General features: G+C 59.3%; 31 protein-coding genes. 22 read left to right on the top strand and 9 right to left on the bottom strand.

The window, feature by feature from the left end; genetic code table 11:
- Nucleotides 1-41: 41 nt before the first annotated feature.
- From ACSQ9D_RS02025 to ACSQ9D_RS01970, 12 genes are all read left to right on the top strand, one after another.
- Complete coding sequence (locus ACSQ9D_RS02025) at nucleotides 42-560, top strand: hypothetical protein (protein WP_436280956.1); 519 nt, start codon at nucleotides 42-44, stop codon at nucleotides 558-560.
- A complete protein-coding gene (locus ACSQ9D_RS02020; protein WP_436280955.1) occupies nucleotides 557-1,138 on the top strand; it encodes a hypothetical protein in 582 nt (193 codons plus the stop codon). The genes ACSQ9D_RS02025 and ACSQ9D_RS02020 overlap by 4 nt, the downstream gene beginning before the upstream one ends.
- A gap of 1 nt (nucleotide 1,139) precedes the next feature.
- Nucleotides 1,140-1,382: a hypothetical protein gene (locus ACSQ9D_RS02015; protein WP_436280954.1), complete on the top strand. Its 243-nt coding sequence runs from the start codon at nucleotides 1,140-1,142 to the stop codon at nucleotides 1,380-1,382.
- A gap of 71 nt (nucleotides 1,383-1,453) precedes the next feature.
- Nucleotides 1,454-1,714, top strand: a complete 261-nt coding sequence (locus tag ACSQ9D_RS02010; protein WP_436280953.1) for a hypothetical protein — start codon at nucleotides 1,454-1,456, stop codon at nucleotides 1,712-1,714.
- Nucleotides 1,715-1,856: 142 nt separating this feature from the next.
- Nucleotides 1,857-2,135, top strand: a complete 279-nt coding sequence (locus ACSQ9D_RS02005) for a hypothetical protein (RefSeq protein ID WP_436280952.1) — start codon at nucleotides 1,857-1,859, stop codon at nucleotides 2,133-2,135.
- 24 nt (nucleotides 2,136-2,159) lie between these two features.
- Complete coding sequence (locus tag ACSQ9D_RS02000; RefSeq protein WP_436280951.1) at nucleotides 2,160-2,420, top strand: hypothetical protein; 261 nt, start codon at nucleotides 2,160-2,162, stop codon at nucleotides 2,418-2,420.
- A complete protein-coding gene (locus ACSQ9D_RS01995) occupies nucleotides 2,417-2,773 on the top strand; it encodes a hypothetical protein (protein ID WP_436280950.1) in 357 nt (118 codons plus the stop codon). The genes ACSQ9D_RS02000 and ACSQ9D_RS01995 overlap by 4 nt, the downstream gene beginning before the upstream one ends.
- Nucleotides 2,774-2,775: 2 nt before the next feature.
- The gene (locus ACSQ9D_RS01990; protein ID WP_436280949.1) at nucleotides 2,776-3,015 is read left to right on the top strand and encodes a hypothetical protein; all 240 of its coding nucleotides are present in this window, start codon (nucleotides 2,776-2,778) and stop codon (nucleotides 3,013-3,015) included.
- A gap of 63 nt (nucleotides 3,016-3,078) precedes the next feature.
- Nucleotides 3,079-3,312 carry a hypothetical protein gene (locus ACSQ9D_RS01985; protein WP_436280948.1) on the top strand — a complete coding sequence of 78 codons (234 nt, stop codon included), beginning with the start codon at nucleotides 3,079-3,081 and terminating at the stop codon, nucleotides 3,310-3,312.
- Nucleotide 3,313: 1 nt separating this feature from the next.
- On the top strand, nucleotides 3,314-3,958 hold the full coding sequence (locus ACSQ9D_RS01980; RefSeq protein ID WP_436280947.1) for a hypothetical protein: 645 nt from the start codon (nucleotides 3,314-3,316) through the stop codon (nucleotides 3,956-3,958).
- On the top strand, nucleotides 3,955-5,979 hold the full coding sequence (locus tag ACSQ9D_RS01975; protein WP_436280946.1) for a DotA/TraY family protein: 2,025 nt from the start codon (nucleotides 3,955-3,957) through the stop codon (nucleotides 5,977-5,979). The genes ACSQ9D_RS01980 and ACSQ9D_RS01975 overlap by 4 nt, the downstream gene beginning before the upstream one ends.
- Complete coding sequence (locus tag ACSQ9D_RS01970) at nucleotides 5,976-6,410, top strand: putative Ig domain-containing protein (RefSeq protein WP_436280945.1); 435 nt, start codon at nucleotides 5,976-5,978, stop codon at nucleotides 6,408-6,410. The genes ACSQ9D_RS01975 and ACSQ9D_RS01970 overlap by 4 nt, the downstream gene beginning before the upstream one ends.
- A 2-nt stretch (nucleotides 6,411-6,412) precedes the next feature.
- Here ACSQ9D_RS01970 and ACSQ9D_RS01965 read toward each other — a convergent pair whose 3' ends face one another.
- Complete coding sequence (locus ACSQ9D_RS01965; RefSeq protein ID WP_436280944.1) at nucleotides 6,413-6,889, bottom strand: hypothetical protein; 477 nt, start codon at nucleotides 6,887-6,889, stop codon at nucleotides 6,413-6,415.
- 174 nt (nucleotides 6,890-7,063) lie between these two features.
- Here ACSQ9D_RS01965 and ACSQ9D_RS01960 point away from each other — a divergent pair, with 174 nt between their 5' ends.
- Together ACSQ9D_RS01960 and ACSQ9D_RS01955 are read left to right on the top strand one after the other, a co-directional pair.
- On the top strand, nucleotides 7,064-7,360 hold the full coding sequence (locus tag ACSQ9D_RS01960) for a hypothetical protein (protein ID WP_436280943.1): 297 nt from the start codon (nucleotides 7,064-7,066) through the stop codon (nucleotides 7,358-7,360).
- Between the two features lie 5 nt (nucleotides 7,361-7,365).
- Complete coding sequence (locus ACSQ9D_RS01955; RefSeq protein WP_436280942.1) at nucleotides 7,366-7,791, top strand: hypothetical protein; 426 nt, start codon at nucleotides 7,366-7,368, stop codon at nucleotides 7,789-7,791.
- A gap of 553 nt (nucleotides 7,792-8,344) precedes the next feature.
- Here the strand turns inward: ACSQ9D_RS01955 and ACSQ9D_RS01950 are convergent.
- From ACSQ9D_RS01950 to ACSQ9D_RS01940, 3 genes are all read right to left on the bottom strand, one after another.
- Nucleotides 8,345-9,700, bottom strand: a complete 1,356-nt coding sequence (locus ACSQ9D_RS01950; RefSeq protein ID WP_436280941.1) for a DNA cytosine methyltransferase — start codon at nucleotides 9,698-9,700, stop codon at nucleotides 8,345-8,347.
- A gap of 68 nt (nucleotides 9,701-9,768) precedes the next feature.
- Nucleotides 9,769-10,158 carry a hypothetical protein gene (locus ACSQ9D_RS01945; protein WP_436280940.1) on the bottom strand — a complete coding sequence of 130 codons (390 nt, stop codon included), beginning with the start codon at nucleotides 10,156-10,158 and terminating at the stop codon, nucleotides 9,769-9,771.
- Nucleotides 10,159-10,275: 117 nt separating this feature from the next.
- Entirely contained in the window at nucleotides 10,276-11,181 is a 906-nt protein-coding gene (locus tag ACSQ9D_RS01940; protein WP_436280939.1) for a hypothetical protein, read from the bottom strand.
- Between the two features lie 327 nt (nucleotides 11,182-11,508).
- Between ACSQ9D_RS01940 and ACSQ9D_RS01935 the strand changes: the two genes are divergently transcribed.
- Both ACSQ9D_RS01935 and ACSQ9D_RS01930 read left to right on the top strand, forming a co-directional pair.
- A complete protein-coding gene (locus ACSQ9D_RS01935; RefSeq protein WP_436280938.1) occupies nucleotides 11,509-11,859 on the top strand; it encodes a plasmid mobilization protein in 351 nt (116 codons plus the stop codon).
- Nucleotides 11,856-13,247 (top strand): relaxase/mobilization nuclease domain-containing protein, encoded by a 1,392-nt coding sequence (locus ACSQ9D_RS01930; RefSeq protein WP_436280937.1) that lies wholly within the window; start codon nucleotides 11,856-11,858, stop codon nucleotides 13,245-13,247. Before ACSQ9D_RS01935 ends, ACSQ9D_RS01930 begins: the two co-directional genes overlap by 4 nt.
- 104 nt (nucleotides 13,248-13,351) lie before the next feature.
- Here the strand turns inward: ACSQ9D_RS01930 and ACSQ9D_RS01925 are convergent, their stop codons facing one another.
- Nucleotides 13,352-14,836 (bottom strand): hypothetical protein, encoded by a 1,485-nt coding sequence (locus ACSQ9D_RS01925; protein ID WP_436280936.1) that lies wholly within the window; start codon nucleotides 14,834-14,836, stop codon nucleotides 13,352-13,354.
- A gap of 332 nt (nucleotides 14,837-15,168) precedes the next feature.
- Between ACSQ9D_RS01925 and dcm the strand changes: the two genes are divergently transcribed.
- From dcm to ACSQ9D_RS01905, 4 genes are read left to right on the top strand one after another with little or no spacing between them, the layout of a single operon-like run.
- Nucleotides 15,169-16,401 carry a DNA (cytosine-5-)-methyltransferase gene (gene dcm / locus ACSQ9D_RS01920; protein ID WP_436280935.1) on the top strand — a complete coding sequence of 411 codons (1,233 nt, stop codon included), beginning with the start codon at nucleotides 15,169-15,171 and terminating at the stop codon, nucleotides 16,399-16,401.
- Between the two features lie 39 nt (nucleotides 16,402-16,440).
- A complete protein-coding gene (locus ACSQ9D_RS01915; protein ID WP_436280934.1) occupies nucleotides 16,441-17,769 on the top strand; it encodes an MvaI/BcnI family restriction endonuclease in 1,329 nt (442 codons plus the stop codon).
- A 16-nt stretch (nucleotides 17,770-17,785) separates the two neighbouring features.
- Nucleotides 17,786-18,226 carry a very short patch repair endonuclease gene (locus tag ACSQ9D_RS01910; protein ID WP_436280933.1) on the top strand — a complete coding sequence of 147 codons (441 nt, stop codon included), beginning with the start codon at nucleotides 17,786-17,788 and terminating at the stop codon, nucleotides 18,224-18,226.
- Nucleotides 18,227-18,260: 34 nt separating this feature from the next.
- A complete protein-coding gene (locus tag ACSQ9D_RS01905; RefSeq protein ID WP_436280932.1) occupies nucleotides 18,261-19,892 on the top strand; it encodes an HNH endonuclease family protein in 1,632 nt (543 codons plus the stop codon).
- On the opposite strand, the gene ACSQ9D_RS01900 is transcribed toward ACSQ9D_RS01905, so the two are convergent.
- Both ACSQ9D_RS01900 and ACSQ9D_RS01895 read right to left on the bottom strand, forming a co-directional pair.
- Entirely contained in the window at nucleotides 19,889-20,323 is a 435-nt protein-coding gene (locus tag ACSQ9D_RS01900) for a PIN domain-containing protein (RefSeq protein ID WP_436280931.1), read from the bottom strand. The genes ACSQ9D_RS01905 and ACSQ9D_RS01900 overlap by 4 nt on opposite strands.
- A complete protein-coding gene (locus tag ACSQ9D_RS01895; protein ID WP_436280930.1) occupies nucleotides 20,323-20,652 on the bottom strand; it encodes a hypothetical protein in 330 nt (109 codons plus the stop codon). The genes ACSQ9D_RS01900 and ACSQ9D_RS01895 overlap by 1 nt, the downstream gene beginning before the upstream one ends.
- Nucleotides 20,653-20,843: 191 nt before the next feature.
- On the opposite strand from ACSQ9D_RS01895, the gene ACSQ9D_RS01890 reads away from it, so the two are divergent.
- Nucleotides 20,844-22,337, top strand: a complete 1,494-nt coding sequence (locus tag ACSQ9D_RS01890; RefSeq protein WP_436280929.1) for a hypothetical protein — start codon at nucleotides 20,844-20,846, stop codon at nucleotides 22,335-22,337.
- Between the two features lie 3 nt (nucleotides 22,338-22,340).
- Nucleotides 22,341-23,300, top strand: a complete 960-nt coding sequence (locus tag ACSQ9D_RS01885; RefSeq protein ID WP_436280928.1) for a hypothetical protein — start codon at nucleotides 22,341-22,343, stop codon at nucleotides 23,298-23,300.
- Between the two features lie 404 nt (nucleotides 23,301-23,704).
- Here the strand turns inward: ACSQ9D_RS01885 and ACSQ9D_RS01880 are convergent, their stop codons facing one another.
- Together ACSQ9D_RS01880 and ACSQ9D_RS01875 are read right to left on the bottom strand one after the other, a co-directional pair.
- A complete protein-coding gene (locus tag ACSQ9D_RS01880) occupies nucleotides 23,705-24,337 on the bottom strand; it encodes a hypothetical protein (protein ID WP_436280927.1) in 633 nt (210 codons plus the stop codon).
- A gap of 28 nt (nucleotides 24,338-24,365) precedes the next feature.
- A complete protein-coding gene (locus ACSQ9D_RS01875) occupies nucleotides 24,366-25,760 on the bottom strand; it encodes a selenium-binding family protein (protein WP_436280926.1) in 1,395 nt (464 codons plus the stop codon).
- Nucleotides 25,761-25,982: the final 222 nt, after the last annotated feature.

The following is a 25,982-nucleotide window of genomic DNA, read 5'->3' as shown; positions in this document are numbered from 1 at the left end:
TGAAATGATCATGTCGCAGACACAACTAACAGGAGATGTTGATGAACTTGGTGACACTCTCGCGGGGCAAGGAGTACCCGCTTCCGATCCGAGCCCATGAGGGAGCGGCGGCCAACTTCCTGACCGATGGGGGCAACCTCCTTCAGATCGGCATGCCGAACCTGGTGAGAACCGAAGTGAGGTCGATCCGGCAGGACCCGATGAAGGCGGACATCGTTGTGGACGGCCCACTTATCCTGTGGGTCTTTCAGTTCGGCACGCTCATCTTCGATGCCCCGTTTGATGCCCGGATCATCCCGGCGCATGCGCGATGGCTGCCCGACATCGAGAACGACCAGCAGAGGTTGGCCATCGAGGTTCATCTGGTCGACACGGCCACCAATGTTCTACGCGCCCTCCGCCACGTAACGCTGTCTCCAGCCCTGACGCGGCGCTTCCTGATTGCCGTGCAGGATCAGCTCGCCGACCCCAGAGACAGCACGCCATTTCTGAGGCGGTGGAACAGCATCGCGATCAACCAGGTCGCGACGCTGGCGCAGGTCGAGAGGTGCGGAGCATGACCCCTGCCATCGTCATTAAAATCCCCGACGTATTGGCGGATCGCTATAAAGGCTGCGGGACGGCTCTGGCGGCGATCAAGGACGAAACGATCGTCGATCTGGTCTATATCCGCGACATTCTTCCTGACGCTGACGACAGCCCTGAGGGCTTGTTTCGCCTGGCCCGCAACCCCGACTTCGGAAGTGCAGCCGCAAAGCTTTGCAACGCAGCAGATGGCGCGTTCGCCGGAATGGTCTCGACGTGGGAGTTCACGCCGATCATCACAATCGAGCGGGGAACTCGCCCGAAAGAAGTACTATTGGACCCCGGCAACGAGGGAGAGCCAGGCACCCTCTGGACGCAGGATGAGGCTAACTCTGCATGGAAAACCGAACTTCGGGTTGCCGAGAACAGCTTCGACATCGTCATCGCCGACGGGCATCCGCAGTGGGAAGACGTTGCCGCCACATGTGAAGTTTTCATCCGCCGCGACGGTAACACCGTCCCTATCCATAGGAGCGACGAAAGGAACTGGATGGAAGCACGACGGATCGCAACTGTCGCCATGCGCGTTGCCAACGCAGCGAGAGGGGCATGACATGCAACAGTCCCCAAACGGCTGCACCTACACCCTGACGATCGATGTCAGATGCCGGTCCTGCGTCATGCCCCGACATCTCGAGAAAGACCTCCAGGACTGGGACCACCTCCCGGCCGATGGCGACATTGCGGAAGCCATCGCGCAGCATATTGAACGGCGGTGTAGCGGATGCATCGAGGACTGCTGGGTCGAAGAGGAAGGCGGTCACTTCGGCATTTTCGTGACGACAACCGAACGATAGTCGAGCCGCTGGACACCTGCGGAAACGCGGGCGAGCATCGATCAGGCCAGTTGAGTGAAAGGAACTGAGAAATGGAATATGAAGACAAGGTGCGCCGGAAGCTGAAGGAAATCCTTTCCGGCAAGATCGCACCGCACCAGATGCCGGGCAGCACGACCGAGTGCGCTGCGCTGGCACTCATCCTCGGTCACCCGCCTGGCCTGACCTCGCTCAGCCGCCTCGATTGCTGGCGATACGTCCGCGATCAAGACGTGGTGCTCGTGAAACAGCTCTGCGACGAATACCGCTACGAAATCGAGGACTGGGAAACGACCGCCAAAGTCGATGGGTAAAGGCCACCCGATCCGCCAGAAGCGCCGTTAAACCTTCGATCACCATCCGATCGACGATCCTGCGGAGAGCTTCCAGAAACCTGGGCTCACCTCCCCAAAACTGTTACAAATCTTGTGGTTTCAAAGCTTTAGGAGACTCTCGATGAAGAGACTTTTGAAATGGATTGTTCTGGTGGCCGTCCTCTACGTTCCGTTGCTTTATTTCGTCGCGGCGCACACGCTCGCGACGAAGCTTCCCGGCGTGGCATCTGTCGTCGCGCTGGCCCCTTATGCGGCCGGCCTGCTGCTCATTGCCCATTTGGTGAAGGGACCGAGCCGCTGGCGCTCTGGTCGCGGTCTGGTCGCTCTCCCGCTGGCCGGGATCGGCTATGCTGGCCTAGCCGCAATCTTCGCGGCTCTGACCGCCATGACGCACATCTAAAATATCGAATAGGAGATTCTCAAGGTGAACGAACCTACTTGGCTCGCTCAAGCGACTGCATACATCGTCGACAACTATCTGATCGTCTCGCGGTTTGCCGATTGGAGCAATCCAATCAAGACAGGCACACTGACGACCCTGCTTATCGTCCTCTGCTATTTCCTCTGGCTGAAATCGCTTGATGCTCGAACCGCCGCGGGGCAGACGACATGGCGCGCCGCTGTGGTCCTCGTCGGGATAAATGTTGGAATGATCGCGCTGGCGGCCATTCAGAAATGGACATGATGACCGACTACAGCGACGACAGCGGACACGCCCACCGCCTCGATGACATCATCCGGGCGAGCTGGCCCGCCCCACCTCCCGTTTCCTTTTCGGGAGCCGAGATCGAGCGTAAGGGTCTGATGATCGCCTATGAAGATGATACCCGCATTGTCCTCGCCCGGATCGCGACGACGCCGCGCACGACCATCTTCCGCGGATCGCGGGAGGAAGCCGCGATATTCCTTGCGGGCCTTCCCGATGCCGGGCCGCCGAAGCACACGGACCCGCTGGCCCCGATCCGGGCGGAAGCGGATTCCATGCTGGCGACGATCGCGGCCGACGCTGCGGCTGACGTTCGGAAGCGGGAGGGCTGAGGGTGGAAATTCGACCAGTAGAGGAACAGGTGTTGCGATTCATGGCCTTCGTGGATGCCGCGCAGCTTCCTGGCGATCGCGGCCAGTGGGAAGCTCTATGCCGTCGCGCAGCCGAAACAAACGCGGTCGGCGCGGCCCTCTTTCATAACTTCGTGCTCCACGATCGTCCTGACTTTCAGGTAGCGGAATCCTACGTTGCCCGCTCCGAGATCATGGCTTCGCTTTCGAGCCTCTACGGCTAACGGGATTGAGCCTTGCACGCCGACAGGCGAGCATAGGAAAGGAACACAGGGAGGAAGGCCGCAATGCGAGCGCCAGACATAGAATTCGAAGTCTTCACTGGATACGATGACGACAAGGGGCCTTCAGGCCCCTTCGCATTTTCAGCGTCAAAATTTGTTGACGGGTTGAACCAGCACCAAATTGCCCGACTGGCCGCGATCGATGCCGAGCTTGCCGCGCTCCTCGACAGCGCCCCCATGGACAAGGCCCAGATGCAAGCCTTGATCGGCGAAGTCCTCGACATGCTGGAGCTCTGACATGCGCCCCCGGTTCTCGAAAGTCCAGACGAAGGGACAGGCGCAGCACTGGCGCGAGCGCGGCGAAGGGCTGTCCCGCCGCCTCGCTGGCCGCTTCCTTTCGCACGAGTGCCTGTGCGTCATTGTCCTGGACACATGCCTTCGACGCCGAAACCTCACGATGATCCAAGAGCGACCATTCCTTCGGCGCTGGCTCGCTCTCTGCGAGCCCGGAGTCCTGTTCTATTTGCAGAACATGGAAACGACTGGCGACTGGAAGGACCTGAAGGACAAGATTCATGCCGTCGCGAGGCGGTCGCATTACACGGTTCCCGACGCGATGCGGAACCTTGCCCGCGAGCGCCTGGCGATGATAGGCGCGATCCTGCCGGAAGTGTCGGCGATCGGGCGGTACCTGTCCGACAATCCGAACGCGGAATTCATGCCCGATCCCGACGCGACACCAGAAGCCGACAAGGACGGTTCAGGGAGCGGTGACGGCAACGGCGGGGGCGCTGGTCAAGGCGGTGGCGCGAATGCCACTCCTAAGCCGTCTCCAGGCGAGAGCGAGGGCGAATTCATCCCGGTGAGCGAGGAGGAGCTTGCTGCGCTCCTCGATGCCGCCGAGGCCGACGACGCGGGGCCGCACATGGTAGCGATGCTATGACCTTCTATGATCTCTTCGCCGAGCCGAGTGCTACAAACATCGCGTGGCAGTGGGTCAACGCCGCGCTGCCTTCGGACACGTCATCCCCCTACGGGAAGGCCCTTGCGGTCTTTTCGTCGGCGCTGACCATCATCGCCGTGAACCTCCTCGCCTGGATGACGATTCAAGGCATCGTCCAGTCGGCCTATACTGGCAAGGTTTTGGGCGAGCGGTTCCATCAGATTTGGGCTCCGCTACGCGTCGTCTTCGGGCTTGGCCTCCTCGTGCCGATCACAGGCGGTTTCAGCCCCATTCATGAGACGATCAAGCAAATCGTGTTGCGGCCGGCGATCAATCTTGCCGATGCCACATGGATTGCCTTTGTCGAGACCGTCGCCAAGGATGGTGTTCCGATCGTCACCGCCAGCGCTGGAGGCTCTGGCCTGGTGTTCGATGTGGCGGAGCATGAAATATGCCTTGCCGTGGCGAAGGCGGCGGGCGAGCCGTGGGGATATTCCACCCCGTTCCCCGCCACATCTGGCGAGCTTCACAGCGGAGGCTTGTTCTCGAATCCAACCGTCACCTGGTCCTATGGCCGGGATTGCGGGTCCCTGTCGTACACGATGCCAGAGGATCAGCCGACATTCGCGGAAACTCGACGCGCAGCCGTCGCGGCGCTGGTGACGAATCTCCGGGCGAAAGCCGCGACGTATGCCGCGACCTTTCAGGACGGCAAGTCGATCCCGACGCCCGAAGCCGCAATGACAGCGGTTTCGCAATCCATGCTCCCGGCTGGCCTCGCGGCTGAAATCCGCACGGCTGGCGCGGCATACGACAAGACGATTTCGGAAGCTGCCGCGAAAGAGGCTTCGAAGGTCGAGAGTGACAGCCGTTCAAAGCTGGTCGAGGATGCGCGTCAAAAGGGCTGGATCAATGCCGGGACCTACTGGCGCGGCCTGGCCGACATCTCGCAATTGACGATCGCGCTTGCGACCGAGAAGGCCGAAAGAACCGCGCCCCGGCTGGATCAGCTCGCCAGCTTCGAAGCGCCAGTCCGGAACGCGCTCGATGCCTTGCGGCATCAGATCAGCGGCGAGCAGCTTCAGGCATCCATGACCGCCAATGATCTCGCGGCATCGGGGGATGCCAGCGCCGATTTCCTCACCAAGCTTCTCGGTCCCATGTCCCGGAGCTTGGGCGAATGGCTTGCGAACCCTTCCGATCCGTCGAAAACGGATCCTATGGGCGACATTATCGCTTCTGGTCATGTCATGGTCGCGGCGGCCGGCGCGGCGATTGTCGGCGGTGCTGCCGTCATGGTCGGGGCCAGCAACTGGTTTGCGGAGGCCGTAGGCGCGAACGGCGCGGCAACCTGGTTGCTCGACTGGTCGAAACTGGCGATCGGAGCCCTATGGCTTATCGGTGCCATGAGGGCCTACGTCCTCCCCTTGGTCCCTTTCCTGTTCGTCATGATTGCCGCCGCAACCTGGGCATTCGCCATCATAGAGGCGATGGTGGCAAGCCTTCTGTGGGCGCTAACCTTCATGAAGATGGACAACGGCGATTTCATCGCTCAGGGCCAGAGAGCGGGCATGATGATGCTATTCAACGTCATGCTTCGGCCGGCGCTGGCCGTCCTGTCCCTCTGCGGCTCCTACGTCCTGTTTGCCGTGGTGGTGTCCACTCTGGATTCCCTGTGGGCGACGGCATTTTTTGGCCAGACAGGAGGCCATATCGCGGGGCTTTCAGGCCTCATCGTGTCGCTGGCGCTGAAGACTTTCATTCTCTGGACCGTGGCAATCAAGCTGTTCGGCTTGATCGCCAACTTGCCCGACCGAGTGGGAACCTGGTTCGACGTGCCGAGCACCGCCCAATATGGCGAGGCGGGGCACGTTGGCGCGATGGCTGCGGGTGCTGCCGCCCTCGCCTCCCGCTCGACGCCCGGAGCGATCCCGACGCGGGGACTTGCCGGGAAGAAGGGAGACGGCTCCGACGACAGCGCCGGGGCGAACAATGCGACCATCAGGAGGGGAAGACCATGAGGAAAACGATAATCGCAGCCATAGTGGCCGCACTGGTCGCGCCAATCGGCGCGGGTGCTGCCGAGCTGACATTCTACTGGCGAGCGCCGGGATCTGGAATTCTTCAGGTCAAGACCGTGACCATTCCCTCGCCCGTCGATCCCGATCCCGGCCAACCCGGAGAGCCGACAGGATTCCGCGTCACCGTGACCGGCCCGCAATCGGTCGCCCGCCTCGCGATCGTCGACTTGTCGCCGATCGTTGCCGAGGGCGTGGGCCCCTACGTCTATTCCTATTTCGGCCGGCTTCCAACGGGCGTGACGTTCAATGCCGCGACAGGCCGTTTCAGCGGCCCCGCGCTGACGGTCGGAACCTTCACCGTGAGCCTTGAAGTCCTGGACACTGGCACAGGTCAGTCAACCGGGATCGAAATCAATCTAGTGGTCTCATAAGACTACTCGACAGCCCGCAATCGCTCTGTAACGTCGATGACATCTGGCACATTCCAGATGTCATCTTTCAGCAGGAATTTATGCGAGTTGGTATGCCCGATATAGACGGCACGGGCCTTCACCGCGTCAGATGGGATGAGTGCTGCGCGTCGGACCCCATAATCGTCATCGAAGAGAACAGCGGCCAGAACGTCAAACCCTGTGAGGTCTCGAATGGCTGAAAGCTGACGGGACTTGTTCAACCGATGAAGCCGCCGCCCTTTTATCTGGAACTTGGTCCCGTCCTGGTCTTTGGCATCGTACCCTTTGACCGAGTTTGTTGCCTGCTCCCATCCGAAGGCCGCACAGAACAGGTATTCGGCTAGGTCCCCTGTGGGATTGTTGGCACTACGGAGCACGTTTCGACGCCGTAGCTCATCCATGATCCCGGCATGCTGGGTCAACAGTTCGGCTGTCGTCTTTTCTTCTAAGCTCTCCATTACTCCCCCATGCGATGACATTCGACCATAGAACCGATTTCTGACCGCCGCGCCAGCCGTTCGCTCGCTCTGGTCACTACGGCGCTATTGGTGAGCGCGTTCCCTTCGCTTGCTCCCCCCGTTGTCCCATGCGCCGCCGACGGCGATCCTTGAAGGACAACGGGAGGACTTTGCATGTACGAGATCGAAACCAGAATTGAAGACATCAACCTGACCGCAAAGAGGCTTGCCGAAGGTCTCTTGCTCGATGCCGTCGAACAGCATTTCACCGACAGCCGCACCATTGCAGAGGCGGCACGGTTCTATCATGAAATGACTTGTCGGCATGAACTCTCCCAGAGCTGGAGGGACAAGGCGAAGGGGCCGCGCGGCGAATTCAATTTCGACAACATGGATTGGGGAAAGGATGATGACGACGATCCTTTCCGCCTCGATGCCGCTGCGGCACCTGTCAAGAACAAGAGGGGATGAGGGCCATGCAGAAGCAGGACAAGCGTCGGCCTCGCCTCTATTCCACACTTGTTGAACTCTCGACGGGCGATCCCGCATTCCTTCTCATCATGCGGTTTCCTACGTCCTTCGGGGCTCAGTTGACGAGCTATGACGATTTCTTGCGGCAGGTATCGGCCAAGGTCGAAAGGCCCGATTTCGAAGCTACGGACGTTTGGCATCTGCTGGCCCTGGTCGAGAAGGGATTCCAGCGTGTCCACGGCATCGGCTACGAGTACATGCCGCCATCGGAAATGTCGCCCGATGAATGGGCGACAGAGTTTGAGAAGCGGGCGAATGATCCTCGTTATGTCGTCTGGGAAGATGCGAACGGCAAGGGCTGGCATATCGGGGTCAATGCTACCGATCTACCAGCCATGCACCGGGAAATGAGGCTGAAGAAAGCGCACTGAAGGAGTGAGCGGAGGGACCGCGCTCCCACGGGCCGCATTTTCTTCTTGCAATGGGTTCGGATTGGCATCAGCATTTCCTTGTCGACTTGATCCTCGACACGATTTCGGTCCCCTTGAGGGGTTAGGAAATAGCCGGGTTCAGACTTGGTTTTCCATCGTCATCGCTCCCTTTGATGGGTTTGGAGATCGGGAGGCTTCGGCCTCCCGATCTGCATTTCGGGGGTATCTGTACTCATCCCGATCCCGCGAACGCACTCCACGGGGTTTCTGGACCCCATTTTTTTTGGCGATCCCCGCTTTTTCAGCGGTTTCGGCTGGATCGAGGCGATTTCGTCGGCAATCCTCTTTTGCCGATCGATGGCCGGATTGCGATCCAGGAAGCCCAGAAGGCACGGAACATGGAGAAGATGCGTTTCATGCGGTTCCATCTACCAGCCTCCCGCGTCGGCGTCGATTGACCGCTTGTCCGCCGGCGGCGAACATGAATAGGCATCGTCCATCCCAAGCGGTGATGTGTTCCTTAGCCCTCCTCGCGCTCACGGGGAGGGCTTTTCTATGCGGCCTTGGCAAGCTCCTCGATCGGCTGCGCGTCGATCTGGCGGGGCCGCTTGCGACGCTGGTGGCCCTCGGCTTGGTACTCGGCCAGTAGGCGCAACGCTTGCCGCAAGTCCGATTGCGGATTCCTCTTCATCGCCTTGAACTCCTCGGCGGACTCGAGCGCCGCCAGTTCCAGCGCCAGAACGGAGAACGTGCGTCCACTGAGGAGCCGCCGAGCGCGGCCGGCCAGCGATTTCGTATTCCGGGCTGACTGGCGCGACCGTCCGCGACGGACAAGCCATTGCAGGAATCCTCCCTGAATTTCGGGGGTGCTCCTCCCTTCCTCACGATCGAGGATGGCGCGGCCGATCGATGCCGCGACGGGCGCGGGAACCGCGTTGGCGATCATCTGCAGAATATCCCGCTTGGAGCTCGCTTCCCATTTCCACCAGGCCGGGAAGCCCTGAATTCTCGAAATCTGGTCGATGGTAAGGACCGCTGTTGACGATGCGGCGATCGGATCCGCGGGATGCGGCGAAGAGAGATATTTCGGGCCGGGTCTCTCCGAAGCAGTTCGGGTGACTGTGGGATACGGTTCATCGATCGATCTGACGCCGCGTCCCGCTCTTACAGGTCGCGCATACACGAACCCGTTTTCGACAAGCGCAGCATCGTCGGGGTGTGGACGATACGACACAGGAAGCGGCCTTATCGATCGCTCCCGGATCGTGGGGGCAGGTTCATCTGGTCCCCAGATCGAACGCCGGGCATCCGAAGTTGCAGGGAAGTACATCGCGGCCGGCACGGTCGAGCCGAACATATCCCGCAAGGTCATCGGCTGGGTTGCTGCTGCCGCGATCGACGAGGCAAGGAATCCATCGCGCTCGCCTTGCCGTCCGACGACGAATAGGCGTCGGCGGCTCTGTGGAACTCCATAGCGGGAAGCGTCGATCTTGGATTCCGTCAGACCGTATCCTGCCGCCTTCAGAACTTTCCTCGCCTCCTGCCATGTCGAGGACTTCGCCGCGTTCGTCACGTTCTCCATCACGAACCAGGTAGGGCGAACCGTCGCGACCAGAATCCCGAAGGCAAGCGTCAGTTTCGCGTTGTCGGCTTCCTCGCGTCGGCCCGCGCTGGAATAGTCCTGGCAGGGAGGCCCGCCACATATCAGGTCGGGGGCCAGCCGTAGGAGCTCCGGAACGACGGACAGGATATCGCCCAGGTCGGTGACCTTGGCATGGCTGCCGATATTCCTATTGTAGTTCTCGACAGCGACAGGCCACGCATCGTATGCCCGAACGATATCAAAACCCGCTTGCTTGAGGCCGAGGGACATTCCCCCGGCTCCACTAAATAGCTCTACAACCCGCACCAAACCCCTGCCATGCCGTAACGTGATTTCACGGTACGACTATGGGCGGGTTTTCCTTTCTGAATCGTTCACTTGATGAACCTAATGCGACCGCCATTCGCGGCTTTCTGGGATGCATATTCGCCATCTTGTCGAGCCCGCGCCTGGTCGTGTTTCCGGGAGAGATCGGGGGCAAGCTCGTCAATGATCCCGCGAAGCTTCGCTTGCGCGTCATCGGACACAGCGCCGGGGCTATGCTTCGACAGGGCATCGTGTACGTCGTCGGGGTCCTGACCGTGCTGCTCGATGCCCTCGACGATCGTCGACTTGTGCACTTGGACCCAGTCCACGCGACGAGGATCGGCAGCATGCTTCAACGCTCGCATGGCGATCCGTCCGAATGTGAAGCCCACGCCGAAGGTGTCGGCTAGTTCCGGAAGGCGTTGAACGCGGGTCTTGAAATCGGCCGTCGTCGTCATCGGTGCATCCTCCTCGCCCTTGTCGTATCAGGGTGAACGCGCCGGCTGCGCTACGCAAGGAAAGGAAGGCTCATATCAAGCAACAGCGTCACGAAGCTAGCTTCTCCGCAGCCGACTCTAGGCGGAACGGCTGGAACTCAGCAGCAGCAACCGTAAAAAGCTGAACATCCGGACGAAAAGCCAGTCCAGTTGTTCCGACCGATCGATCGGTACTTGGGTGACCTCCGAATGACGGATCCTAAAGCTGTTGCCGATTGTCGTGAGGGTCTTTGCTTCCTCGGCAAGGGCATGTCGCATCGGCGTGCCGGGAACGGCCGCGCGGTCGAGCAGGGCTTCCGCCTGCGCCCTCTTGTCGGTGCCCGGTTCGAGCGTCTTCATCCGCTCGAAGGAATCCCACAGCTTCTCCATCGCATCCCGGCGGTCACCGAGCTTGGGAGACAAGAAGTGAGACCGTGCATATTCCAGGAGAGAATCCGTCTGAGTGTCACCTGTGCGAAACATCGTCCATCCAAGCGCCTGTGCTATCGGCTGAGGGAGGATCCGCTGCGCGTGCCCATTTGTATCTAGGTTGAATGCGACACCGTTCCGCTGGAACAGCACGTTGACCTCTGCGACGAAGGCTGCCAGGCCGGCATCACGATCCCACCGCATATGGTAGTGATGCTGGTACGAATGGTAGCTGCCTAGGATAGGCTCGCCTACAGCCTTAGCACAGAACTCCAGCAGGTCGAGCACAACCGGGGTCTCGGGGACTTCGTTGCGACTAAGCGGCCAGTCGATCCACGGCACTTCCGCCTGCAAGAACTGGGCGAAGGCCCGCCCGTCGCAACCGCAGGGACCGTCGCCGTCCAAGCACTGCTCCGTGAAACGGTACCCGAAGGCCCCGTTTCCGATGCGCATGTCAATCAGCGCGTGGATGGCTCCCCATACACGCTCGTCGATCGTTTCGGAGACCGCTGGCCGCTGACCGTATTCGCGGTCGGTGAAGTAATTCGAGCTCAACCCAAAACCCTGATGCCGCATGAGGTGTCTGAGAAACCAACTAACATGCTGGAACGATCTTGTCCGCCGAGACTTTGCCCGCGCACACCATCGTCCGCTAAGGACGGCTTCCGCAGCATCCTGGAGCTTCCAACTAGATCGCTCTCATCGCCTGTCCAGGTGTGAATGGGGATCGCTCAAATCTGCCGGCTATTGTTCTGGTAGATAAGTCGGCGTCATCCTTCCCGAAGGAAGAAGGAAGCCAGCAGCGGGCGGTTGCACCGCCCACACTGGCCAAGGGAGGACAAGCCCTCCCTGTGGAACCCCCCCGCCTCATGCGGGGCCACCCGCATATCGGAGACGGACACCATGTCGCGATCGAAATCCCGCAAGGCGACCTCAGTTCTGTCGTTTCGTCTCATGCCGAGCGAGCATGAAACGATCCGGCTCACCGCGTCGGCCCGTGGGCTCGGGCCGACGACGTTCGCCAGGCGCGCAACGTTCGCGGCGGCCGGGCTGCCCGCTCCGCGGAACGAGCGCGCGCCGAACCCGAATGCCGCCGATCTCGCGAAGGTCCTCGGCCAGCTCGGTCGCATCGCGTCGTCCGCCAATCAGCTCGCCAAGGTGGCGAATGCCACCAGGGCGGCGGCATCCGTCACGGCTTCGCTGGCGATCGTCGACGAGCTCACCCGGGTCCGGGAGGAGCTTGTCGGACGATGATCGGCGGCATCGGACGGCACGGACGCACGAGGCGGGACAGCCGGAACCTCGCTGCCCACCTCCTGAAGGAGCAGAGTGTTGCTGTCGAGATCGTCAACAGCAGCGCACCTGACCTTCGCGCCGTGATGGCCGACATGGAGCTCGCGCGTGACGGTTCGTCTGCCGATGCGGCATTCCTCCACATCTTCATCTCGCCTTCCCGCGATATGTCCCGCGACGAGCTCCGGCAGGCCGGGGAGCTCGTCCTACGGCATTTCGGCGCGGAGGAGCACCAGGCTGCACTCGTCTACCACGACAAGCCTCGCCGAGGCGGCGAGGGTGGCAGCCATTTGCATCTGGTCGTCGGTCGCATCGGCCTCGATGGCGATGTCCTGCCCGCCGGCTTCGAGATCATCCGCATGGAGACCGCCATGCGCATCGCCGAATTCGAGATGGGCGAACCTGCGACCCTCGGACGCCATCATGCTTCCGGCATCCGATGGCTCCGCGCCAATGGCCGGGAAGACGTGGCAGACTGGCTCGAAGCCGCCCACGGCCCCGATCCGGACAAGCCCAGCTCTGCCGCCTCGCCGTCGAAGCGGCAGGCGCTCGCCCGTCGGGGCGTGGAGCTGGCCGATGCCGCCGACATCGTCCGTTCGGCTTGGACCGCCTCGGACGGAGGCAGGTCCTTCGCGGCCGCGCTACGCGCTGAGGGACTCGATGTGGTCCCTGGCCAGAAGGCCGATGTTTTCGTCGTTCGCTACGGCGATGTCGAAATCGGTGCCCTTGACCGGATCGTCAAGCTCAAGCGCCGCGAGGTTGCGGCCCGCATGGAAGGATATGACAATGAACATCAGGAAGATCACGAACCCCGTGGAGGGCTTCAACGCAGTGTATCAGGAGGCCCGCAACGCGACCACGGCCGCCCAGAAGCTGGAGCCCCTGCTTCAGCTTCTGGAGGACCCGCAGGGAGCGGGGCCGTCCCCGATCGAGCAGCTCCAGGAGATTCTGGAGACGCTCCTGACCGGGCAGCGGTTGTTGCATCAGTCGATGCTCGAACTCCATCAGAAAGTGGATGCCATCGCTTCGAAGAGGCGAGACTGACGGCTGGCCTGAAGGGGTTTTCGATCACGTCGGCGATGCGGATGGAAATGGACGACACTGCCATCCGCCAGCTCAACGGCCATCGGGCTCGGATGCCCGGACTTCTGTTGCCCCAGCTCGCCCGGCTCGACTGGGGCCGCCTCAGGGAACTGGCCGAGGAGGTTCGTCGTTTCGTAAACAAGGTGCGCCAGAAAATCAGGTTCGGCGAGCGGCAGCCGAAGCCGTCAGGACAGATAGCGTCAAAGTCTTTCCGCCCCTCCGGCAACGCCGATGCAGATCCCGGATTCACCCCTCGTCCGAGATAGGACCGCCTGATCTGGGCGATATTCACGATTCGTCGCGGTGTATGGTGTTTACCTATCATGGGGTCTGGGGGGCTTTGTCCCCCAGCACGATACACCATACAAAATCACTGCTGCTCGGCTTGCCGCATGGCCTTATGCACTTGCCCGACCGACACGCTGAGGTGGGTAGCCAGTTCCGCAACCGTCATCCCCTGCGATGCTCGGAGATACAGGGCCTTCCGGCCCATCTCCAGCCGTGCCGCCTGTTGCGCGATGCGATCCTTTCCACCGCGCCGATGACGGGAAGCCTTCGTCCGTTCGGTGTTTAGTTCGCGTTTCCGATCCTCGTCCACCAGCACCCGGAGTCCCGCGGCGCGTTGCTCCGCTGGGTCGATACCTAGCCATTCGATGATCGTTGAGGCGCGCATCCGATAACGGGGATCCATTTCCAACCCACGGAATGTCACCGTCTGCCCCGTAGCGGCCTGTCGCGCCCGTTTGATAACTGCGGACATGCGGGACTTCGTCTCGCTGTCGCGCCAACCCGCCGCCTCATGTCCAAGTGCAAGGATTTCCCGTCCAAGAACCTCTGGCGGAGAAATCCATGCGATCGCGGAGGCAGCCACGAACAACCAGGCGTCTCGCTGGCCTTCCGGCAACGCGCCTTCTGGGCAACGGTATGCCCTAAGCCTCTGGAGGTCGGTCAGGACCGTCTCCCAATACGTTGCCGCCGACAGGAACTTCACTGGACCTGTATTGTCCTTCCCCTCTGCCTTGCGCTTGGCGCGCTCGACGCGGAGGGAAATGAGATCGGCATGGGTGACAGGCAGCGTCTCGTCGGCAAGTGTCCCGAAGACATACCGCGTGGGTGCTTCCGGCGATCCATGACACCACACCATGCCGACAGTTCGCCGATCGTGATCGGCACGGCTATTGTCGGAGCCTACGAGACGGAAGACGCGAGCGGCATCCTGTGCCCGCTTATCTGCCCCGAACGGCTCCAGGACCGCCCCCAGACGCTTCTGGACGGCATTCCAGCGCGGCAGGACGGTACGGGGCAGCAACTCCGTCAACCACACGCACACGAGGCCCCGGCCCGTCGAAAGGATGTAGGATGGATGAGGGATCATCGCCTCTTCGAGATGGCCGAGGATCGCCCCCGCTACGTCACCCGGAGCCTTGCCGCGCCACCGTGTCACAGTGTGATAGTCGAGGTCCGCGTAGCACGCGCCGATCGCCGTCAGATCGGAGATCGACCGCCATTTTCCGAAGGCGGCCTGGGACACGTAGATGTCGGCCCGGTTGTCCTGCCGGAGCAGCCGTTCGGCTTCATCGACCGCGCACGAGCCGGCGCGAGCAGTCCATTCCCTCCACGGCTTGTTTCCACCATCGCGCACACGCTGAGCGAAGCTGACGACACCGTTCCGGATCCCGCCGGGACGCCCGTTGTACGGATGGAGATTTTCGAGATGTTGGCGTGCTCCGAATGCGCCGTAATCGAAGCCAAAAGTTGCCGCCGCCGCACTCTGAGGAGCGTTGTCAACAATTTGATTTTTAAAGAAGGGGTTCGGTTCGTTCTCGGCCAGGATATATCCGGGCCGGGCGGTCACTCAACCGTCAACGGCGACTTTACAGCAATTTCAAGATCGTTCATCATTACCGAACAACTCCAAAAAACCGCCGTAGAGGGGCCAACCTCGTTGATGGCGGTTTTTTAATGCTCATCCGACGGCGAGCAGAGGTCAACCCCACTACGGCTCTGAATCAAAGGGGAGCCACTGGCACAACGTGATTGCACGTTACGCCCCCAGCTCCCGACGACGACCTTGGTAACCAGAGCGATGCACGATCCTGTGGGCCCACGATCCGAGGCTTACCTTTTCTTATTGTCCGCTGGGACAAATCAGGACATTTTGACGAAAAGATTCCCTGATTCGAAGAGATGGCTATGAACAATGAATTCTCCGTCCTTAAGCTGCAATCCGGCCTGACGGAGGATGAACTGGCAGAGCGCCTGGGATATCATCCTCGACACATCCGACGCTGGGATTCCGGCGAGCAGCAGCCTCGGCCGTCTGTGATGCTTGCGATGCAGCGACTGGTGCCATCAGAAGCAGCGAAGGCATCAGGGAACGATTTCACGTTCATCGACCTGTTCGCGGGCATAGGAGGTCTTCGCACAGCTTTCGATGCCGTCGGCGGGCGATGTGTGTTCACATCCGAATGGGACAAGTATGCCCAGCAAACCTACATGGCAAATCACCGGGACAATCGACCGATTGCGGGCGACATAACGGCTATTGCCGCAGACGAAATTCCCGAACATAACGTTCTGGTTGCAGGGATTCCCTGCCAGCCCTTTTCGATCGCCGGGGTGTCCAAGAAGAACGCTCTGGGGCGAGCGCACGGCTTCGCGGACGAGGCTCAGGGCACGTTGTTCTTTGATGTGGCTCGGATCCTCAAACACCATCGTCCGGAAGCGTTTCTCATAGAGAACGTCAAGAACCTGAAGAGCCATGACAAAGGACGGACGTTCGCCGTCATCAGGAATGTACTTGAGAACGAACTCGGATACCAGGTTCACGAGATGATCATTGATGCCCGGCATTTTCTGCCCCAGCATCGTCAGCGTATTGCAATCGTGGGATTTCGCGAGCCGACCTCATTCGCATGGGAGGATCTGAGTCTTCCGCCGAAGGGCATGAAGGTAATGCGGGATGTCCTTCACCCTGAAGACGGGACGGAAAACCCCGAGGGCCACTTCACCGTCGGATCCAAGGCTGCCGTAAACGAGAAATATACGCTGACCGACAAGCTCTGGGCGTATCTTCAGAACTATGCTTCCAAACACAAGTCGCAGGGGAACGGGTTCGGTTTCGGCCTGGTGGAACCTAACGACACGTGTCGGACACTTTCCGCACGTTACTACAAGGATGGTTCCGAGATCCTGATCAGCCGTGGCCCAGGCAGGAACCCGCGGCGTCTTACTCCCCGCGAATGTGCGCGCCTCATGGGCTATAGCGATGACTTCAAAATTCCGGTGTCGGACACGCAGGCATACAAGCAGTTTGGCAATTCTGTTGCCGTTCCCGTTTTCGCGGAGGTGGCTCGTATTATGAAGCCGCACGTGCTCGATCTGGTCGGACGGAAACCCGAAATGGACCTCGCCGGCTGAACTACCTAAACTGCCTCGAAGTGACGATTCGGGGCAGTTATGATCGATACACTAGAGAAACTTCTCCGCGCCATGGCAGCCCATGGTGCCACCAAATTCTATGCCAAAAAGCTGGCACCGAACGACAACTCCAAGAACCAGGTCTACCTGGGTGGAGACTACTCCGCGCTGAACATCCTCCCGTTCGGCAAAGTGGAGACCGGTGCCGACAGCAAGGCAGGTTCCAAGCGGGACCGGGCGAAAGCATGGCTGTCGTTCTATTGGCTTGACGAGAACGGCACCCACGAGGCTCCTGAAGCGAAGCTGATCCTGTATCCGAAGTATCCGGAGGTGCGTCTTTCAGGATTTCTGAAGCGATCTAGGAGGGCACCGTCGGCCATCATGAGACGACGCGACGACGGACGCACCCTATTCCTAGCGACGACGCCCGATGGGCGGGTTCTCGCTCATTCGGTGATGCCCGGAAGCGCATTGCGGAACGAACTTGATGCTCTGGGTTCACCTCCACAGGAGGGTGTCTTTATCGAGCTGAGCGTCGATGCCCGTGCCGTGGGAGACACGAGAGGGCAGCTTCTGGCCGCACTCCGGGCTATCCATGCAAAATCATGGATAGCCTCACAACGAATGGGGCCAGGCGGGCTGGCAGTTCCATACGTGGCCGCAAACGGCGGCGGCTACACCTTGGAAGCCGAACTTGGGATCTCTCCGAACGGGTACGCGGAACCTGACTATCTTGGATGGGAGGTCAAGCAGTATGCGGTGAACGACTTCATTGCGAACATCGCGCAGAATCCTGTGACTCTTCTGACACCAGAGCCTACTGGAGGGGTCTACAGGGACGAGGGAGTCGAAGTCTTCATCCGTCGCTTCGGGTACCCGGACCAGCGCGGGCGTGCAGACAGGCTCAACTTTGGAGGCATCTACAAGGTCGGCGCGCCAATCAACGCCAACACGGGCGTCCGCCTTCACCTTCTCGGCTTCGACGACGAGAAGAAGGTCATCACCGACATGACTCAGGGTATCGCGCTTCTCAGCGATGACGGCACGCCGGCCGCGATCTGGAACTTCTCGGGCATCCTGGAACATTGGAACCGGAAGCATGCCAAGACCGTATACATCCCTTCGATAAAGAGGGGGCCGCCAATGGAGTATGCATATGGCGATCTGGTAGAGCTCTGTGTCGGAACCGATTTCGACATGTTCCTTCAGGCGCTGGCAGCCGGTGCGATCTACTATGATCCAGGGCTCAAGCTGGAGGACATCAATTCGGCCCGACCGCGTGCCAAGAGACGAAGCCAGTTCCGGATACGACATAATGACTTGAGCAAGCTCTATCATAAGATGGAGGAGACGCGGCTCGCTCTATGAGATATCGGACCACCCAATGGATCGACTAACACCTGAACGCCGCAGCGCGAACATGGCCCGTATCCGGGGCAAGGATACGAAGCCGGAAATGGTCGTGCGGCGTCTGGTCCATTCCTTAGGATATCGCTACCGACTTCATCGGCCAGGACTGCCGGGCAAGCCTGATCTCGTCTTCCCGTCTCGAATGGCCATCATCTTTGTTCACGGCTGCTTCTGGCATCGGCACCCTTCCTGCAAGAATGCGGTCCTTCCCAAGACCCGGACGGAGTTCTGGGAAGCAAAAATGCGTCGGAACGTCGAGCGGGATACCATCAATATCGCCAAGCTCGAGGAACAGGGGTATCGCGTCGAGATTATATGGGAGTGTGAGACGAAAGATCTCTCAGCGCTGACGCGGCGGATCGTTCATTTCCTAGGCGATCCGAACAAGCCGGGACGGCCAACTGTGCCAGCTTGAATCCTTCGCTTGCAAAACCTTCTGGTTGTGGCTGATGTTCCAAAACAGGCACCACATGATTCGGGGGGTAAAAGTGGCAAGCAGGCTGATTCTTGATGCCATGATAAAGCGCGCAGACTTCTGGCATCAGAACAACCGACGCACGGACGATCCCTCGGCCAGCGCGAAGCCCGCTTCTTCGATCACTCTTGAAAACCTGCGAAGCGATTCGAATTTCGTATTCTCCCTTCGCAAGCCAGACTTCCAGCGCGAGACCAATCAGTGGTCGGTGAACCAGGCCGTGAACTTCATTCAGAGTTTCATCGACGGCGAACTGGTACCTTCCGTCATCCTCTGGCAATCTAGCGAGGGATTCATCTTCGCCATCGATGGAGCCCATCGTCTAAGCGCCCTCCGGGCATGGATGGAGGACGACTACGGCGACCGCAACCTGTCGCTGGCCTTCTTCGGAGGCGAGATACCAGAGGAGCAGAAGCGTGTTGCCAAGATGATGCGCGCAAAGATCGAAAAGGTCGGAAGTTACCAGACCCTCCGCGACAAGCTGACGGCGCGTCACGCAAATCCGGAAATCGAATATGACCCGATCACCAACAAGCGACTAAGGCACTTGGGTTCCCGCCAGCTCGAACTTCAGTGGGTCACGGGTGATGCAGATGTGGCGGAAAGTTCATTCTTCAAGATCAACACCCAAGGTACGCCCTTGGACAAGACTGAAGAGGAGCTGCTTCGCAACAGATACAGATCTCCTGCAATTGCCGCTAGGTCCATCGTTCGCGCAGCGACCGGGCACAAATACTGGTCGAAGTTCGACGAGGTTCACAGGAAGCAGATCGAGAAGCTGTCTGAGGACATTAATCAACTTCTGTTCCAGCCGGAGTTCTCGACCCCGATCAAGACGTTGTTGCTTCCTCTCGGAGGTTCGGCATCCACGCTCGATGCGCTCTCGATGCTTCTCCGACTGCTCTCCATTACCGATTCTTCGCAGCAGAAGAAGCGGCCAGTGCTAGCCGACTACGAGCCCGACGCGGACGGTTCCATGACCGTGGCGACGTTGCAGAGCTGCAAGAAGGTTCTTGATCGAATATCTGGAAACAACGGCGGCAGTCTTGGACTGCATCCCGCTGTTTATTTCTACTCTGACAGAGGAAAGTACCTTCCCGAGCTCTTCCTTGGCATCGTCTATATAATTAAGCTCAAACTACTGAACAATGACGACGGGTTCTTCAAGAAGTTCACCCAATCAAGGAAGGGTCTTGAGGACTTTCTGATAAGGAATAAGGCGATCATCTCGCAGATACTCGTGCAAATATCGAGCAGGGCGAGGATTGATCGCGTCGCCGACATGTTCGAATACATGGTCACGGCAGCAGGATCGGAGACCGGAATATCGATAGAGGGCCTGGTCGATGCCGCGCGGATGAAGGGCAGCATCGTGGACCTGAGGGAAAAGGTGGCCGGCAAGAACTTCTCCGATGAAGGGAAGTCGTCGATCTACATTCGGCAGTCCCTGGCCGCCGCGCTGAAATGCCCCCTTTGTGACGGTCGTATGGAACCTACGCTATCCGCTTCATATGACCACATTGAACGCAAGGAGGACGGCGGCACGGGCGACGATGAGAACGGACAGGTCTGTCATCCTTATTGCAACACTGGGTTCAAGAACTAGATTTCTCCAGGAATCATCGTGATGCGGCGACGCGCGCAAACATCGTGAAAATCTGCGTCATTGTATGTGGCGAGGTAGTCAATTCTAACGTTTCGATCGTCCATCACCAAGCGCAATAGGCAGTCGACCATAGAAAGGGATCGACCGATTCTCGGAGAATCGATAGCCATCTTGAAGGCTTCATCGCGATAATCTCGATCATCGAGAAATGAAATGTTGGGTGCTTTCATCTCACGCTCCAGGAGAGATGTCGCAATCCTATTGCGCACGAGCCTGGTTCTGAGAGTCTCGAAGGCGATGGGCCATGGTAGTACGATCGTGTGCGCCCGGACTAGATCGAATAGAGCTTCGACATCCTCTCGATCTCTGGGACCATCGCGTCGGTCAAACAGGCGGATCCACACTCCAGTGTCAACCAGCACGCTCGGCATCAGATTTCCTCGTCAACCTCGCCGGGGGCCTGCTGGCTATAGCCTTCCCAAGCAGCGGCCCGACGCCCGCCAACTATGAATTTGCCGCGGTTCTTTTCGGCGGCTCGATCCCGATAGATCACATAGATCCGCGTTCGCTTGTCAGTCTTAACAGCCTCCTCCAAGTCCGCCCGAAGTTCCTTGAATAGATCTTCCTTCCACGAATAGTTGAACACCGCGACGCTATCTCCGCATTCCTTAGCTGAGTGCGCGTCGAGCCAGCCGTACAGGCTTTCATAGTCTCCGCGAACGCCAAGGTCGAACGAAAGCCAGACCGTGCTTGCTTTCATGGTCTCGGGCTCTTTAAGCTTAACTGCTCTCGCCATTGTACCCCTCGCATGCCGACAAAATCCGAACATGTTTGAACGGAAGTCGGTAGGCAATGTCAAATCGATTTCCGGAAACCTATAGGTGCCGTTGGTCTATTGCACGTAATCATGCCGGGCACTACCTTTCCCGCGTAGGTTGGGTGGAGAGTCGGATGGCACGCGCTGCGAAAAAGCTTGTAAGGCCGTATCTATTTTCTCAGGTATTCAAGGGGACGGCAGGCGGCCTGGACAAGGGCGGACTTTTTGACCCCGTCCTCAATTCCGATAGTAAGCTCTTTATTGATCCGCTGCTGATCGAAGCCAGTGACAATCCTCATATGGCGACTGCATACAACCAGCTCCGGAAGCACTTCGAGAAGGCCGTGAAGCTCCTAGCAGCAAGCAAGGCCGTAAACGATCCTGCCTGGAAGGCTGCTCGTGGAATTTTGGACCTCAAGGAGAGATCCGAGACCTGTCTTGGATATGGCGGATCGAGCATCAGCGGGAATTCGAGATCTGAGGAATTGAGAGAACGGATCCTGACAACCACGAAGCAGATCATAGAGCTTGGCGAAGACAACCCCGAAATTATCTCTCTCATGGGTATGTTCGAAGAAGGGGTTGGACCAGACACGATCAGCGACCTGACAACCTTCGCCATACTTCCTGCGCTGTGCGCGCTGACTGAGGAGTTCTGTCAGCAGAACCGGGTGCCCGTTCGCCAGTTCAAGGACTACTTCGGCGCGATGCTTCCTGAGAACCCTATCGATCCTGCCAAACCCATTCTTCTCGTTCCGCAGGACATTTTGCGCGATCTACCGCTGGCGACAGATTGGTCCGACGTGTCACGAGTAACGTTCGAGAACGAGAAAATCAGAAAGGCCTTCAATGAATTCGTCGGCTTAATTTCTCAAGCAACGCTGACGGAGAAGAAGGAGGCGATAAAAAAGACTGCGCTGCTATCGCTGGAGCACTTCCGCGCGATCCTCGATGCAGTGCTTGGATCCAGCGATTCTTACGATCCGAAGGCGGATCCTCTCAACCTCTACCGCTTCCGAGAGATGATCGCCGGTGACCTTAGCGCATTCACGCAGCCAGGCTTGAAGGTAGGGCAACCTTCAGCGGCAGAGCTCCAGCGGCTCGTAAAATTGATTATTGCGCACTTCACGACACTCGTTGAAAAGAACAACTTGTGGGAACTCCTTTGGCATGGAGATAAGCCCAAGCGAGAGAAGGCGGCGCAATTGATCTTCTTTGCCGTGGCAGACACCTTCTGCAAGGCGAATGACATCGACATCGCACCCGAAACCAACCCTGGCGGCGGGCCAGTGGATTTTCGATTCTCTAAGGGCTACACAAACCGAGTGCTGGTTGAGATCAAGCTCTCGAAAGGCAAAGTGGTCCAAGGATACAAGACGCAGATCGGCATATACCAGGGTGCATCCGATACGGATCGGGCTATCTTCCTTCTGATCAACGTTGGCAAGATGGGTCAAAAGCTTGCAGAGATCGAGAAACACCGCGATGCCCAAGTTCAAGCTGGCCTTGTGGTGCCCGAAATCGTTATCGTCGACGGGCGTCGAAGACGCTCGGCAAGCGTGCGAGATACGCTGCTCGACGTGATTGACGATGATTTCGAAGACGATGACGATACGGATGGCGAATAGCCGATGAACGATAAACCAGAGCACAACAAGCTGGACAGCGACGATTGCATTCTTCCGCCTGAACACCCGCTGCCGGCCGACCAACTTGGCCGATACAGTCCGGAGCGCGACTTCCACGCCGAGCGAGACATTGCAGACTATGTCGAAGGCCAGGCTCGTGGCGAAGAGACGGTGCTGAACGTCGAGCGCGTAAAGACCGAATACGTGCTGGGTGACGCATACGAGATTTGGGATGTTCATACGGACAAAGACCGTTGGTGGGTGATTACTCACCCGACCAACCTCTACTCTCAAAGACATTTCCCGAGCCTCGACTACACCCTATCGTTTCACATAGGGCTCATGATGCGGGTGATGAGCCGATCTGAGAAGGATGGTGATGACGAGGCCTCGCCATTCGATGAAGTAGCCCGACGCCAGGTGCAAGCGGCAAAACTACTTGAAAGGGCAATCGAGGCCGTCGATTTTCAGTCTGTTGGAATGCAGCTTCGCGAATGCCTGATTTCGCTGGTCAGTGCCGTGAGAAGGAGAGTGGAACTGGAGGGCGAGGTTGAGAGGCCGAAGGACGCGGATGTCGTCGGCTGGAACCGCGTGCTGACTAGCAAGCTATGCCCTGGCGAGAGGAACGACGAACTTCGGAACTACATGAGGGCGGTTGTCGAGAAAGCCTGGCCTCTGGTCAACTGGCTTACTCATCATCGGAACGCGAACAAGACCTCTTCGCTGATAGCGCTGGATGCCGTGGACGCGATCGTAAAACACTACATGCGCCTGCTCAGTCGAGAGCGCCATGACCGGACAGATCAGTGCCCACGGTGCGCATCCCGGAATTTGCGGACGTTCTTCGACATAGCTATCGCACCCGAGGGTGCCTACTTTGAGTCGTGCGCCGAGTGCGGCTGGGATAGCCATCCTGGTTATCCCGATGACGAGGAAGATCACGGGAACGGTGAGGCCCAGTAAATCTCAAGGACGGCTTCGCTGTCGTCGCGGCACTCTCGCGTCATCTAATTGTTGACACCCCCACAAACTACCCCCACATTGTTGACGCGACATTGAGCAACACGTTGAAAGTAAACTGGTTTTAGGAATACCCGTCCGGCTCCAGGTTCCCCAGCCAATTTTCGCTAAATTCCCTTAATTGCCTGTTTATCGGACGCGCGGATCCCGTTTTGGCGTCAATGGCGACCTGATGGCCAGAACTGTATCCCACCGGTGATGGGCACGCGGGCGCTGCCGGTGGCGAGCGAGGGCGGTTATCCATGACGGTCCGCCACGACGTCGAGAACCTCATTTGTCGCGTGGGGCAGGTGGCATGGAAGCGCACAGCGACCGAGGTGATCACATCAACGGGATAGGAGGCGCCTTCACCCGACGATCAGCAGCACGACACCGGTGCCAAGCAGAACCAGTGTCCATACGAGCTCCACGTTGATCCAGGCGCTGCGCAATATCTCGAGCCCGATCCAGCGATAGACCGCCAGGGCAACGAGGCTTGTGACCGCCAACATCGCAAGGGTGTGGACGCCGACCGCTGCGATCGTCATCGCTGCGGACCCAACGCTGCCGATTTCGCCCAATGGTGACTCGGTGAGACAGAGGGGTATCAAGGCCGGCAGGACCATGAGCCCCGCACCATGGGCGGTCGCCATCAGGAACGACCAGAACGCAAGACCGGCGAGCCCCGTGCGCAAGCCGATGCGAACGCGGTGCCGGTGTCCGAAGGCATGATGCCAGATAGCCCATGCAATCAGCGCCCCTCCGGTGGCCGTACGCACCGCATCCTGGTTCACCAAAAGACCGGCCGCGACCACGGCTCCGGCCACCAGTGCGATGGATACGGCGTGTCCGAGAGCGATGGCTGGCACTGCCTGAACCACCGCTGCGGAGCTCTGCCGGTGAACGCCAAGCGCGACGGCGAACAGCCATCCCATCGCCGGATTGAGACCATGAAAGGCGCCTAGTCCCGCCAGCAGTATCCAGGGCCAGAGCTCGTTCATGGGCGCCTCATCGCCTGCTCCTCGCTCCCTACGGATAACAATAGGAATCTGAGGAGCAATCTCCACCCTGGAGACGGACCTGGTGCGGGCGATGCGACTTCGGCCATTCGACGAAGAATTTCTCGTCGAAGGCAATGCCGCCGTCCGGTTGCGCGTCAAGCTTCACCATCCAGCCAGAGACGCCATCGGGATAGAACTGCTCGTCGATCGCGCCATAGAGCGAGTTGGTGAAGTAGACGCGGCGACCGTCGCGGCTGATCTCGACCATCTGCGGACCGCCGTTTAGCGCGCCATTCTTCGCCCCTGGATGCGACGCACGCGAAACGATGCCGCCGATCCGGACCTTGCCTGTCAGCTTCGGCTTGAACGGGTCGGAGACATCGTACTGATGAAGGTCGCCGGTTCCCCAACAGGACACGTAGAGAAATCTGTCATCCATTGAAAGATCGATGTCGGTGACCAGCGGCGGCACGGCATTGAAACCCTTGAGCATCGGCGGCAATTGGTCGGCATCGGCCGGCTCCGCCGGAATGTCGATCACCTTTGTCACCCCCCATTTCTCGCCGTCGCGGTGCCAGACCCAGATCGAGGAGGAGAGGTCCTCAAGACTGAGCACGCAGTTGACGAACCCATAGGCTTTGGTCGGGTCGTGTGCGGGTCTGAGTTCGAATACGAGCTGATACTTGTCGCCGAAATCGATCGTCTGCAGGTGCTTGCGCTTGTGCAAATCCCAGAAATGCAGCCGGCGGCCGTATTTCGCACCGAGCAGGATTTCGGGGACGAGACCATTTTCGAACGTATCCGGCGTGCCCCACTCGCTGGTGACGAGCGTATCGTGGCCAAGATGCCACCAGACGTCATACGAAAGCTGTTGTGGCCCCCGATCCATTTCCCACTGGCCGCGGACCTCGAAGGTCTCGTGATCCATCAGAAAAACGCCGCCTGGGGCTTTGCCTTCGGCATTGCCAAGTGCGGCAACATAGATCCCTTCCGGTCCGCAGTGAACGGTATGCGGCCTGGAGTAACCGGTCCGTTCGGCAACTTCGCCGGGCTCGATCACCTTGACGATGGACGGATTCCTGCCATCCGGCTTGGTGTCGATGATATGGATGCGCGAGGATTTCAGTCCCGGCACGACCAGATAGCGGCGCTCGGCGTGCGGGTGCGGTGCGTTCGGGCATAGGCAGGACGAGCAGGCGTTCCAGCCGAAATGATGCAATTCGTCGCCGACATTGGGCATCGCGAGAGTATTTACGATCTGTCCGTAAGAGGGCGATTTCGGATCGACATCGACGACCGCGAGCTCGTCGGGAACCGCTCGCGCCGGATCGAAGGCGACGACGTAGGCGAGCGTCTCCGGCGCGGCCTTCATGGCCATTCGCGGTGACGGATAAAAGCTTGGATCGGGTTTCCACGTTACCATGTGCAGTGCTCCTGGCTCGCGTTTGCTGAACAACGAAAAATGTTCGCTAGATGCTTGCCGACAGCCGACTCACCGCTGCGGACGGGGCAGGATCCAAGGATGTTTCGACGAGATACCGTTTCGAAACCGGCTGAGCGAGCCGTAGGGGCAATCCTCCCCACGCAATTGTCTCAAATAATGGCGGGTTTGGGCAGTCCCTTTTTCGCCGCCTCCCTCATCGCC

The sequence above is a fragment of the Rhizobium sp. LjRoot258 genome, assembly GCF_964254185.1.
Lineage (GTDB): Bacteria > Pseudomonadota > Alphaproteobacteria > Rhizobiales > Rhizobiaceae > Rhizobium.
This window is presented reverse-complemented; position numbering and strand designations above follow the sequence as displayed.